Here is a 12,944-nt window from a genome sequence, read left to right as displayed (position 1 = left end):
CTCTTTCAGTTTTGCGCCCGGTCGGGCGTCTCGGATTGTGTGTTAGCAGCTACGTTCTGTTGGCGGGTGCCGGCTTGCTTGAGTTCGGCGACCCATTGCGGATCGGCGTCGCCGATCTCGTTGTTCACGGGCAGATAACGTTCAGGAAACTCCCAGATCAGCACCTGTGGCGGGCTGTTCTTGAAGGCGTCGCTCTTGAGGTAGCTGAGCATCGGCAGAATCGGGCCATGGCCGTCTTCGGCGTAGTTGACGACGTCGCTGTGCAGCGCTTGCTTGAGAGCACCGACGAAGTTCCAGTTGGGGTTGGCGCTGTAGCTGGTGCCGATCAGGGCCACGGGCACCTGGGCATCGGCGAACAACGCGTCATCGCTGGCCGGCTGGTCGTCGGCTTCGCGGGTGTTGCGCTTGACTAGCGGCTCCTGGGCCGGCATCAGGTTTTCGAACAGGGGATCGAGCGGCAGGAACTGGCGCAGGTCGCCCTTGTGGATGATCTTCTCCGCAGGCTCGGTGACAAAACGCTGTGGTTCGCCATTCAGTGGTGTGCGTTCGGCAATGGCTTTGGCCAGATGTTCCGCGGCAATTTGCGCGCCTTCCGGCGTCCAGTGAGTGTCGGTGCGCAGGAACACTTGCTGGCCGCTCTGCTTGGCCTGTTGCAGCGGGCCGAGCAGATCAGGAGCGAGGATCTTGTCCGTCGCCACGCGGGCGTGGAAGTCCTGGTACAGGTTGGCGTGGATGCTCGACGGCTTCACTTCACCCAGGTGCTCGGGATACAGCCGCGCCTTGGCCGGCACGATCGCCATGACCAGGGTGATGCTTTGTTCCTTGAGCTTCTGGCGCACGCCTTCGATCAGCGCGTAGTTGCCTTGCAGGTTCTGCTCTTCGTTGACGATCGGGTTGAACTCTTCGTCGCTGAACAGCCACTGGTCGCGGCCCAGGACCACGCCCTTACGGCCTTCGTTGAACAGTTTGTAGTCCAGCGCGGCCCAGATGTTGGTGCCCAGGCGCTTGATCGGGAATTCATCGTCGTAGTGCGTTTCCACGGCCTTGGCCCAGCGACCGTTGAGCACGGTCGCATCGGGGTTGGTGCTGAAGCCTAGGAAGCTGCGCATCGACCAGATACCCAGCGCCGTCAGGATCAACATAAACAGCGCGACGTAGAAGATGCGTAATGAGCGGGTCATGTCCGGATCCCTCAGAACTGGAAGTAAAGGAACGGCGAGAAGCTTTGCGCCGACAGTTTGAGAATCGAGGCGATGAACAACAGCAGTACCAGGGCGCGCATCACATAGCGTGACCAGTCCACGGTCCAGTAGGCCGGTTGCACCTGGGCTTCGACGCCCACGGTGTAGCCGGGTTCATGGATGGTCGACGGGTTGTCGCCCGGTACGGCTTTGATCAGCCCCGGTTGCGCGGTGGCCGGGCCATTGGCTTCGGCGCTCACCTCAGGCTTGGCCTTGACCGGCGGACGGTTGGTGTAGAAGTCCCGCAGGCCGAAGAAGGCGAGGGTGATGTAGGCCACCGCCAGCGTGGCGATCTGCAAACCGGTGAGGTTGGCGCGGGTCAGTTCCGACAGCGACCAGTCGTTGAAGCTGAACATCGCGCCGTACATGCGGCCGGCGACGTGCAGGTTCTCGGCGCGGAAGATCACCCAGCCCATCACCACCAGCAGGAACGTCAGTGCCCAGCGGATCGGGTTGATGCTGCGCGGGTTGGTGTCGATGCCCACGGCTTTTTCGATCGCCAGCCAGATCCCGTGCCACGCGCCCCAGATCACGTAGGTGATGTTCGCGCCGTGCCACAGACCGCCGAGCAGCATGGTCAGGAACAGGTTGCGATAGGTCATCAGCGTGCCTTTGCGGTTACCGCCCAGGGTGATGTAGAGGTAATCGCGCAGCCAGGTCGACAGGCTGATGTGCCAGCGACGCCAGAACTCGGTGATCGATTGGCTGATGTAGGGCTGCTTGAAGTTTTCCATGAAGCGGAAACCCATCATCAGGCCCAGGCCGATGGCCATGTCGCTGTAGCCGGAGAAGTCGAAGTACAGCTGCGCCGTGTACGCCAGGGCGCCAAGCCAGGCATCGCCCGTGGTCGGGTTCTGCAGAGCGAAGCAGTGGTCCGCCACCACCGCCAGGGTATCGGCGATGAAGACTTTCTTGATGAAGCCCTGCATGAAGCGCGTGCAGCCTTCGGAGAATTTGTCCAGCGTATGGGTGCGGTTGTTGAACTGATCGGCCAGGTCACGGAAACGCAGCACGGGGCCTGCGATCAAGTGCGGGAAGATCGCCACGAATGCCGCGAAGTCGATCAGGTTGCGCGTGGCCGGCGTATCACCGCGATACACGTCGATGATGTAGCTGATGGACTCGAAAATGTAGAACGAGATGCCGATCGGCAGCAGCACGTGGGTCAGGATGAACGGGTTGAGCCCGAAGCTGGTGATGATCGCGTTGAGGCTGTCCACGCCGAAGTTGGCGTACTTGAAGTAGCCCAGGATGGCCAAGTCCACGCCCACGCCGAGCAGCAGCCAGCGCTGGGCCGGTTTGGTGCGCACGCCGGCGGCACCGACTTTCAGGCCGATCCAGTAGTTCCACAGGGTGACACCGGCGAAAAGGGCCAGGAAGTCCACGCGCCACCAGGCATAGAACACATAGCTGGCGATGAGCAGCAGCAGGTTGCGATAGCGTTGCCCGCTCAGGTAGTACAAGCCGAGAAAGATCGGCAGGAACAGGAACAGGAACACATTGGATGAAAATACCATCCCGATCTCTCCTTGTTGAATCAACAGTCAAGGGCCAGAGCCCCCCCAAACCCCCCCATGAAAACCGGGGGGTTATTGCATTTCGAACGCTTGCTTACCTGTGGCGAGGGAGCTTGCTCCCGCTCGGCTGCGAAGCAGTCGCATCGTCAGGCTTGGGGGCGCTATGCACCCCAGCGGGAGCAAGCTCCCTCGCCACAGCAAATGTGTTGAGTCTTAACTACCTTTCTCGCCTTTCTCCCGCGAAGGGTCATACACCCGGGTCAAGTCCCCGCCGAGGCGGAAGGTCTTGAACGGTTGCATTTCGTGCTTGCGTTCCAGCACGTCCTCGGAGCAGGTGTAGAGGCTGCAGAACGGTTCGAGCCAGGCGAATTTCGAATCGATCTTCAGATCCTTCATGTCCTGTTCTTCGCCGTTTTTCTCTTCGAAGATGTCCGGGTCTTTCACCCCGGCGAGCACTCGTTCACCCAGTCGCTTGAGGGCACCGTTGTTTTCCTGGCGCAGGTCCACGCCGTTGACCTGGGCGAAGCTGGCGATCATCGCCAGCGGTGGCAGGGCGTAGTTGTGGTAGGACAGGGCGCGTTGCTTGCGCTTGAGTTCGTTGGGCAGATAGCCCTCGGCATCAACCTGGTTGGCGCCGACCTTGTATTCCTTGACGGCCCAGTCGAACAGGTCGCGACGGTTGGTCGCCACGGACGTGGCCATGACCGACCAGGCGGCCCAGTACGAATGGTTGTTGATTTTCTCTAGCGGCAGGTTGTCCCAATCGCTGACCACCTGGTCGGCCATCTTGCTGAACCAGGCTTCGATCAGTTGCGCCTGTTCTTGATGGTTCGCCAGCGGGCGCGACTCGGAGAACTTCAGGCGCACATAGGCCGAAGCCATGCTGCCCAAGGCCCATTTGCGCATGGACTTGCCGGTGTGGTTGAAGTCCTTGGACATCAGCGCATCGGCCTTGGCCCAGGCGGTCAGCCAGTTCAGCGTGCATTCAAGCTGCTCGGGACGACCGTCGCGCATGAACTGCATGACTTGTTTGCTCACGCCGCGCTCGATCCTGGTGATGTCGGCGGTGCTGTCGCGGAAGGCTTTTTCCGATTGCAGGTTCAGCGTTGCGCGAGCTTTGTCGGAGCCCTCGTATTTGCTGCGAAACTGCAGCGAGCCCGTGTATGGCGTCGGCACTGCCTCGCAGCCCTTGCCGCCGTCGCCTTCCTTGACCTTTTCAATCGGTGCGAAGTAGCCCTGTGGCGGGCGCAGTGGCGCCGCGGCCTGCGTGGCCCCGGCGAACATCGCCAGGGTCAGCAGGGACGGAGCCAGCAGCGTTTTCAACGTTCGGGTGCGCATGGTTCTGGTCATGAGACGAGACCTCATTGTCCGATTTGAGCCGTTTGTTGCTCGGCTTGCGGAGATGCATTGCGTTTGCAGACTTTCGCTTCGATTTGCAGTGGTTCTTTACCGGCTTCGGGTCCCTGGACTTCGACAGCCAGCAGGTTCTGCGAGGCCCAGTCTTCGTCGGTGCGCAATTGGAAGGCGAAACGTCCGTCGGTTTCGGAGGTGTTCGGTTTTTCGATCTTGATGTCCTCGTGGCGCCCATTCATGTACCAGAGGGTGGCTTGCAAGGTTTTCACCGAGGTGTCGGCGAAGCGGATGTCGATCTGGTGACTGCCGTTACGCAGGTCCATATTCTTGCTGTTGACCATCAATTCGTTCTTGCCCGGCTTGAGCTTGGCTTTGCTGCTCATCAATGCCGGCTTGCCTTCGCAACCGTTGTTGTCCAGCAGCGCCATCATCTGGCGGTAGATGGTTTCCTGGTCCAGGCGATACAGCGGCGAGAATTCCCAGATGAGGATCTTCGGTGGGTTCTTCTGGAACTCTTCGCTGCCCAGGTACTGGATCATCGCACCCTCGAAACCGCCGCCCGGGAAGGCTACGTTGAGGATGTCGGCGCCGATGGCTTCTTGCAGGAACCCGGCGAAGTTGTAGTTCTTGCCGCTGTGACTGGTGCCCACCAGCGTGATTTGCGGGTCGCCCGCATCGCCGAACAGGTCGCCATCGCCCGCCTCGCCCTTGGGCTCGGTGGTGAACTGGTCCATGTACTGGATCGCATAGCTGGTGCCACACAGTTGCCCGGCCATGTTGTGCAGGGTGCCGGTCTTGCCCATGCGGCCGGACTTCTTGGTCTCGAATTCACGCTTGGGAATGTCGGCGAATGCCGGGATCTGCTTGACCTTCTCGGCCACGATCTTCGCCGTGCGCTGGGCGCCGTACGGGGTCCAGTGCTGGTCGCCACGGAAGTAGAAATCATGGGCCGGCAGGGTTTCGGGCAGGTTTTCGTTGGTCAGCGGCGACAGGTCCGGCACCACGTAACCCATCTGGGCGAAACGGCCGAGCATGGTTTTGTAGTTGGTCAGCGCCTTCTCGTAGTCGAAGGCGGCCTTTTCCTGCGGGTTGAGCTTGTTGCGGTTCACCAGGCCCCGGGTCGGCTGGTAGACAAGCACCAGTTCTACGCCTTTTTTCTTGAACGCATCGTGCAACTGCTGCATGCGCTTGTAGCCGGCCGGCGTGGTGTTGAACTCCGTGCGCAGGTCTTCCTGGGTACGGAACAGCCAATCGCCCTGGGCCTGGACCAGCGTGGTGAAGTTCTGCTGGTAGCGCGTGGTGTAGTTCTTCGCGTCATGGGCAGCCGGGCACAGGTTGCAGCAAGGTTCGGCGGTAAAGGTCGGGGCTTTGACTTCATCGGCGCGCGCGCCGCTCGCGGCGGCGAGAATGCCGGCGGTCAGGGCGGACAGGCCCAGAAGTTTGATCATGCGTGGGTTCATAAAGGTCATTCCTCAGTCCCGCAATTCGGTCTGGCTTTCAACAGGGTCGATCAGCACGGCTTTTTGCTGGCGCACCAGCAGGTCGAGGATTTCGTCCTGGCGTTCGCCCAGGATCCCCGTGAAGCTGATGCCGCTGGATTTGGTCGGCGCAAGCATGGACACGCGGTACAGCTCGACGCTCAACGGCGAGTCGATGGACAGCGGGCCGCTGCCGTTGCCGGCCAGTTCGCCGCCGACCACGATCAGCGACACCTCGGTGTCGAACGGGTCGAGCTTGATGTCCCGGTCGGTGTCGGACAGGTCTTTGATGTGGCCATACAGACCGGTCAGGCCGTTGGCCATGGACAGGTTTTCGTACAGTCGGATGTTTACGCTGTTACGAATCCGGATGCCGTGGCGCTGGTTGCTGATCACCTTGTTGCCCCACAACAGGTTGTCACCACTCTCATAAAGCGTGATGCCGTCGGTGTGGTTCTTGTAGATCTCGTTGTAGGCGATCACGTTGTTCACACTGTTGCGGTCGATCACCACGCCCGAGAGCTTGTTGTCGTAGCTGCGGTTGTTGAAGATGAAGCTGTCATTGACCTCACGGGAAATAATGATCCCGTGCTTCTTCTTGGTTCCGTAAACGGTGTTGTCGGCAATGATCAGCCGATGGGAACGGTCGTGGGGGTCGATGCCGTAGACGATGTTGTCTTTGTAGGTGTTGCCCTTGATCACAAAGTCTTCCGTTTCGTAGCAGTAGAAGCCGTACCACATGTCCGAGAACTCGGAACCGATGATCCAGCCGGTCGGTTCCGGGCGCTTGAGGACCTTGGCCATGTTCGGCGTGTACTGGGAAATACTCACGCCGTACGACTTACTGTTGGCGTAGCCGAAGCTGGCCATCTTGGTATTGACGATGTAGGTCTCGGTACCACCCCAGGACAGCAGGAACGGACGGAACTCGTTGGGCGAACGGAACGTGGCGGGGCCGTTGTCCTTTTCGCGCCAGCCGGTGACCTTGGTGTCGCGGATGAACATGTGCCCATCGTTGACCAGGAACGAGCCGCCCTCCTGGGACAGGCGCAGTTCCTGGGTCTGCTTGTCGATTTCCAGGATGCCTTTTTCGCCCACGACAATCGGGATCCGCGCCAGGAACACCCCTGGCGACGTTTCCTTGAGGTACTGCTTGGGCACTTTCTTGACCAGGTCCTTGAGGTTCATGTAACCGTCGTCGATGAAGATGGCCTGCGGGATGCCGTGCTGACGCACCACCCACTCGGCCATCTTGTTGTCGCCGCCGATGAAGTCCTTCAAGGCGTTTTCCTGCATCATCCGGCGCACGCTGACTTTGCCGGGCTTGCTGCGCACGATCTTCGCCGCGACCGCTTCGGCGGTATAACCCTTGAGGTCGGGCAGGGTTGGCGCGGCCAGTTCCAGCGGCGCGGTCGGCGCGCTGCTGACGGTGTAGGTCTTGGCTCGTTGCAGCTCCTTGACCACGTTGCCCGGCTTGACCGCCGGTTCAACGTTGGCGAACGCCGATGAGCCGGCCAGCAGCATCGCTGCGGCCAACAGGCTGATCGAACCCTTCATCGCCTGGCTGTTCCTGAGGTAGCGGTTCATATCGGGCACTCCCATGGCCGTTCGCATCAGAAGCGCCAGATCACGTCGACAAAGGCACGATGCATGTACGAATCGACCTCTTTGCCGTAGGCGTCGCCTGGCTTGAACACGCCGCCACGCAAGCGCACCAGCGCCGACGGCTCATCTATGGATTGACTCAGCGCAGCCGGCAACAGGCCTTGCTTGAAGTACTTGGTGACCACCAGATCGACTTCCTGGCCCAGGTCCTTCTCGCCGTCGCGCAGCGGCAGGGTCGAGGTGGACAAGATGGCGCCGGTCACGTCGTCAGTGTTGTTTTGCACGGCATTGATGCCGTTGCTGCCCACCGCCTTGTTGCCGTCCACGCGCCAGAACTTGTGGTACACGAGGCTGGCGTCGTATTCGTCGCGCAGTTGCCAGGAGCCGAACAGGCTGGCGCTCTGGGTGTTGGCCATTTCGCCACGGAAGGCCTCGCCGAAACGGTGGACGCGCGAGCGGGTGCCGGTGAAGTTCGAGCGGTTACTCTGCAGGCCGTTCTGCTCGTAGTCCTCGCTGGCGCGGGCGTAGGCCGCACCGACTTGCCATTGCGGATCCAGACGCAGGCGGATACCCAGGTCGGTGGCCCAGCCGTCAACGTCGTCGCTGCGCTTGAGCTGCGCGGGGCGGGTGCCGTCGGCGTCGAGCGGGTTGACGGTGTCGCGGTCGCCGGTCATGCCGGTGATGCTTGCCCAGTAATTGACGGTGTTGGTGTTGCGCCAGTTGTAGGCATCGCTGTTGGCTTCCAGGCCGAGCCAGGTCAGGTCACCGTTCTGGGTCTTGTCCAGGGTGTCGGTGGCTTCGCCCGGGGTCGGGTAGTCCAGGCTGCCGTTGTCATGGGTGTGGTGCGCTCGGATCCCGGCCCATTGGCCTGGCATCCATTGGTACGCCACGTCACCGTAGACGTGCAGGCGATCCTCGTCCTGGGGCGACAGTTCCTTGAGGTCGGTGCGGTATTCGCTGAAACGCTCGGCCACGCCCAGGTTGGCGCGCAGCAGGGTGGTGTCGAAGGTCCAGTTCAGGGCTTCGATGTTGGTGTCGCGCCATTGCCCGTCGTCGTTGCGCAGACGCTGGCGACCGAACTTCAACAGTTCGCCCGGATAAGGCGTGAGGCCGCTGTAGCCAATCCAGAATTCGCGCATTGCCAGGTAGCTTTTTTTGGCTTCGCGATCACCGCTGTCGGTTTGCTGGGTCGCGTCATCCGACTGCTGCAGCGTGTCGGTCTCAATGATATCGGTGGATGTCACGGCCTGGGCCATGGCGTAGCCGCTCCAGTTACCGCTTTCGCCATAGATCCAAGGGCGCAGGTCCAGGCCGATACCGTTGACGTCGCCACCGCTCTGGGTGCCGAGGTCGCGGTCATCTTCGGACTGGCCGGTGATCTTCACTTCCAGGCCGAAATTCTTGCTTTCGGTCAGCGCCGCCAGGGTCGGGCAGGACCACAGCAGGGCAAACGACAGGCCAATACCAGCCTGTACAAAAGGGTTGAGCTTCAAAAGCTTCATAGAGGTTCCTCGCCGTCATCTTCTTTTAGGGCTTGCAGTTCCAGCGTATCGGGGCTCATGGCGCCGCGAATGGCCTGCTCTTGTTGTAGCAGGCGTTGCGCTTGTGCAAGTTGTTCCGGCGGTAATTGTGCTTCGAGGGTCTGGGCAAGCTCGGTGGCCTGCGGGGTGTTTTGTGTCTTGGCCAACTGGCTGAACACGTAAGCGTTGACCGGGTTGGGCTTGGTGCCCTTGCCTTGGGAGAACAGCTGGGCAATGGCGTAGTCGGCGCTGTTCTGGCCGTTGCGGGCGGCCTTGAGCAGGTGATCCAGAGCCTTTTGCGAGTACACTTGGCCCAGATAACCACGGCGATAGATCTGGCCGAGGTAATAATCGGCCGCCACTTCACGGCCCACGGCTTTCTGGAAGTGCGCCTCGGCGACCTTGGCGTCGGCGGGCACCCACTTGCCTTCGTAATACAGCTTGCCCAGCAACAGCTCGGCGCGCGGCTGGTCGGCGGCGCGGCCGTTTTCCAGGTACTGCATCATCTTGTCGACGTCACCCAACTCGGGGAAATCGTAAAGCAGCTGCGCCAGGCTGACCCAGGAAGCGGGGTAGCCGGGGGCGATGCCTTCGAGCAACGACTGGGCGGTTTTCTCGTCGGTCTTGCCCAGGCTCTGATCGGCCAGGACGCGGGCGACGCTGTCTACACGCTGGGCCGAGACCACACCGCGGGCGTGACCGGCTTGCATCTGCTTGATCAGCTCGGCCTGTTGTTCCGGCTGGCCGCGTTTCTGGTAGACCGTGGCCAATTCGACGTAGCAGATGTCGGTGGTCGCCAGGGCGGCCTTGCAGACCTTTTCCACTTCGTCCAGGTGCTGGTCGTACGTGCCCTGGGTGCGGTAGAGCAGGATCTGCGCCAGGCCGGCTTCCGGGTAGCCGGCGCTGCGCCATTGGCTGATCTGCTGCTGGGCGTTGACGTTCGGGAAGCTGTGGGGGTATTGCAGGTACAGCATCGCCAGCGGGATCAAGGTATTGCCTTCACCGTTGGCGAAGGCTTTTTTCAACAGGCCTTCGGCTTCGTGTCTTTCAGCCTCGGTGGATCCGGGCTTGGCCACCAGCAGGCGACCCAGGCGAGCCTGGGCGCGCGGCGAGATATCGGCGGCGGCGCGGTAGGTCGCCTCGGCCTTTCTCATCTGCTCGGGGTCGCGGCTGTCCACCTGGATATCGGCCAGGCCCACCTGGGCCTCGCTGTAGCCCAGGTCTGCCAGTTGCTGATAGTTCTGCTGCGCCAACGCCGTGTCGCCGCGCTTGAGGGCTTCGTTGGCCAGGCGCTGGTCGGGCAGGCCGGCGCAACCGGCCAGGCTGACGGCCAGTGCCAAGGCACACAACGCATAGCCTGTGTGGGAGCGAGCCTGCTCGCGATGCAGGCTGCTCGGAGTCTCAGACAGACCGCGTCGATCCCATCGCGAGCAAGCTCGCTCCCACAGGGAACGCGGCGCATTGTTGTTTTGTGGAGTGATCACGGGCATATCCTCGACTTAAAGACCAACGGCCATGGCTTTGTCGATCAGCCAGTTCAGGCTTGGGCCACGATCGCTGACGACTTCCACGGGACGGCCGGCCAGCGCGCTGTCGAGGGCTTCGTCGGGCTGGATCAGCACGCGGATATCGGAAGACAGGTCGGCGCTTTTCAGGCTGGTGCTGCTGACGATCTTGCCGGTACGGGTGGTGTCTTCGCCGGCCACCTGGAAGCTGACCGGTGTACCTGGGCGCACGTCGCCGAACTGGCGATAGGAGAAACGCGCTTCAACGTTGGCTTCGGCGCCACGTGGAACCAGTTGGAAGATCACGTCGCCCTTGCTGGCGTACTGGCCGTTGGAAACCAGTTGCTGGGCCACGATGCAGTCGCATGGCGAGGTGAGGGTGCCGGTCATTTGCTTGCCGAACAGCTCTTCAACCTTGGCCGGCTGCAGCTGGTTGTCGTCCAGGTGACCCTTGAGTACGTCCAGCATGCTGGTGCTGAAAGTCGCCAGCGGAGCGCCTTTGGCGGCCAGGCCGTCGGCCTTGACCAGGCTCTGCACGGTGCCGTCGCGCGGCATGGTGATGGCCATGCCCGGTACGTTGACGATGCCGGCCTGGGCGTGGCTGACGAAGTACATGCCGTATACCGACTTGAAGATGAAACCGAACGCCGCCAGGCCGACAATGAAGATGCCCAGGCTGAAGGTCACGGCGCGCAGGCGGCCGAAGGCGCTCATGCCACCGTTGTCATCTTTCTGTTTGCGGGCCTTGGTGAAGTTGTCGCGTTGCAACGTCGCCAGCACGTCGCCGACGCCCACGATGTCGCCGGCCAGGTGCGAGGTGATGATATGGCGCAGTGTCGAGATGTCACGCGGCTCCAGGTTCTGGAACTGGCAACCGGTGCGGCCGGTCTGGCGGTCGTGGGAACGGATTTGCAGCTCCACGTCCATGGCCAGGCCAAGGTTGTCGATCACGAACTGCAGGCGGGCCTTGTACGTCTCGCCAACCTTGAGCGGCATCTGGCCGGCGTTGAAGCACAGCCCACCGGCCGACAGGTCCAGGACCTTGACTTCCATGGGCGTACGGTCTGGGCCGAAGAAGCGCAACTTGGCCGGGATTTTGACCCGAGCGTGTTGGCGTTGGGCTTCGGATTCATGCACTACGTTGACATTCACGGCGGTGTTCATAGGGGCGATTTCCTAGTTAATTCAGGCAAGTTCGGTCAGACCATCGTCAGCAGCACGGCGACAAAGATGCTGCCGGCGGAGAAGGTCATGGTCCGAGACGACCAGGTGTTGAACCAACGTTGAAAGCTGGCGAGATCACGGGTCAGGTGGGTGGGCTGGCGGGTCCAGGACTGTTGATCGAGGCGGAAGAACACATAGATCTTCACCATCGCGCCGACGATCTGGTTGTAATAGAGAATCGCCGGGTAGGCCGGGCCGATCCGGTGTCCGGAGCACGACAGCAACAGGGTCAGTAGCAGCCGCGTGATGCCGATCCACAGCAGGTACACCAGGATGAACGCGGTGCCGTACTTGATGCTGGCGATGATCGCCACGGTCAAGCCCAGCAGCGAAGTCCACATCGAGACGCGCTGGTCGAACAGCACCACCGACGTGAACAGGCCCAGACGCCGCAGACCCAGGCCCAGGGCCCGGGAGTTCTGCCGCAGGTTGTTGCCGTACCAACGGAACATCAACTTGCGACTCGCCTTGATGAAGCTTTTTTCCGGCGGATGCTCAACCGTGTTGATGGCCGCGTCTGGCACGTAGAACGTGTCGTAGCCCAGGCGCATCAGGCTGAACCAACTCGATTTGTCATCGCCGGTGAGGAACTTGAAGCGGCCCAGGCGCCAGTGTTGCAGCGAGTCGCTTTCCACGTCGGCGATGAAGTCCGGGTTGGTGACCACGGTCGCGCGGAATACGGACATGCGTCCGGTCATGGTCAACACGCGCTTGGACAGGGCCATGGAGCACATGTTGATGTGACGCTGGGCGAAACGCAGCTTGTGCCACTCGCTCATGATGTAGCCGCCGCGTACTTCGCAATATTCGTTGGTGGTCAGGCCGCCGACATTGCCGAACAGTTGGAACCACGGCACGGTCTTGCGCACCACGCCCTCGGCGAGGACGGTGTCGCCATCGATCACTGCGACCACCGCGCGATCGTCTGGCAGGTGGCGGGAGATGGCGCGAAAGCCGTAGGCCAGGCCGTCACGCTTGCCGGTGCCAGGGATGCGCACGAAGTCCAGCTTGACGTGCTCGGGCGGGTTCATGCGGGCCCAGAGGCTCTTGACCAGCAACTCGTCGGACATTTCCACGATGGAGCAGACCACGGTGGTGGGCAGCCCGCACTCGATGGCTTCGCGAATTACCGAGCCATAGACCTGGGCGGTGGTCAGCGCATCGATGCGAAAGCTGGTCACCATCAGGTACACATGGGACGGGTCCGCCGCCTTGCCCAACTTGCGAACCTTGCGGCGCAGGTGTGGGTAGACGATGTACAGGAAGATCATGCCGCGCACGAAATGCGTTGCTCCCATGGAGTAACGCCAAATGCCCACGGCGCCGATCAGGAAGATGAAGTCCTTGGATTCGGCGTCGAACGTGGACGTGGGCAACGCCGTGGCGATGCCCATCAGTAAACTCAAGTAAAACAGCCAACCGGCGGCCTGAAGCAGGCCGTGCTTTAGCCTGTGCATAATCTGCATCCGTCTCTATCTCGGGCGGGCCCTGGGGGCGGCCC

General features: G+C 61.5%; 9 protein-coding genes. All 9 read right to left on the bottom strand.

The features are described from left to right. Nucleotides 1–5: 5 nt before the first annotated feature. Nucleotides 6–1,181 (bottom strand): alginate O-acetyltransferase, encoded by a 1,176-nt coding sequence (locus J3P92_RS20365; RefSeq protein WP_434648852.1) that lies wholly within the window; start codon nucleotides 1,179–1,181, stop codon nucleotides 6–8. Nucleotides 1,182–1,192: 11 nt separating this feature from the next. Then, nucleotides 1,193–2,758 (bottom strand): MBOAT family O-acyltransferase, encoded by a 1,566-nt coding sequence (locus tag J3P92_RS20360; RefSeq protein WP_420765395.1) that lies wholly within the window; start codon nucleotides 2,756–2,758, stop codon nucleotides 1,193–1,195. Between the two features lie 213 nt (nucleotides 2,759–2,971). Then, on the bottom strand, nucleotides 2,972–4,096 hold the full coding sequence (locus J3P92_RS20355) for a mannuronate-specific alginate lyase (RefSeq protein ID WP_420765417.1): 1,125 nt from the start codon (nucleotides 4,094–4,096) through the stop codon (nucleotides 2,972–2,974). A 23-nt stretch (nucleotides 4,097–4,119) separates the two neighbouring features. Continuing rightward, nucleotides 4,120–5,571: an alginate O-acetyltransferase gene (locus J3P92_RS20350; RefSeq protein WP_420765394.1), complete on the bottom strand. Its 1,452-nt coding sequence runs from the start codon at nucleotides 5,569–5,571 to the stop codon at nucleotides 4,120–4,122. A gap of 12 nt (nucleotides 5,572–5,583) precedes the next feature. Beyond that, a complete protein-coding gene (gene algG / locus J3P92_RS20345; RefSeq protein ID WP_420765393.1) occupies nucleotides 5,584–7,176 on the bottom strand; it encodes a mannuronan 5-epimerase AlgG in 1,593 nt (530 codons plus the stop codon). 26 nt (nucleotides 7,177–7,202) lie between these two features. After that, the gene (locus tag J3P92_RS20340) at nucleotides 7,203–8,687 is read right to left on the bottom strand and encodes an alginate export family protein (RefSeq protein ID WP_434564143.1); all 1,485 of its coding nucleotides are present in this window, start codon (nucleotides 8,685–8,687) and stop codon (nucleotides 7,203–7,205) included. A gap of 5 nt (nucleotides 8,688–8,692) precedes the next feature. Further along, nucleotides 8,693–10,198, bottom strand: coding sequence for an alginate biosynthesis TPR repeat lipoprotein AlgK (algK, locus tag J3P92_RS20335; RefSeq protein ID WP_434648850.1), 1,506 nt, complete (start codon nucleotides 10,196–10,198; stop codon nucleotides 8,693–8,695). Nucleotides 10,199–10,213: 15 nt separating this feature from the next. Continuing rightward, entirely contained in the window at nucleotides 10,214–11,383 is a 1,170-nt protein-coding gene (locus tag J3P92_RS20330; RefSeq protein ID WP_420765391.1) for a PilZ domain-containing protein, read from the bottom strand. A 35-nt stretch (nucleotides 11,384–11,418) separates the two neighbouring features. Then, entirely contained in the window at nucleotides 11,419–12,900 is a 1,482-nt protein-coding gene (alg8, locus tag J3P92_RS20325; protein ID WP_420765390.1) for a mannuronan synthase, read from the bottom strand. Between the last annotated feature and the right edge of the window lie 44 nt (nucleotides 12,901–12,944).

The organism is Pseudomonas sp. D3-27, from assembly GCF_051132165.1.
GTDB lineage: Bacteria > Pseudomonadota > Gammaproteobacteria > Pseudomonadales > Pseudomonadaceae > Aquipseudomonas.
This window is presented reverse-complemented; position numbering and strand designations above follow the sequence as displayed.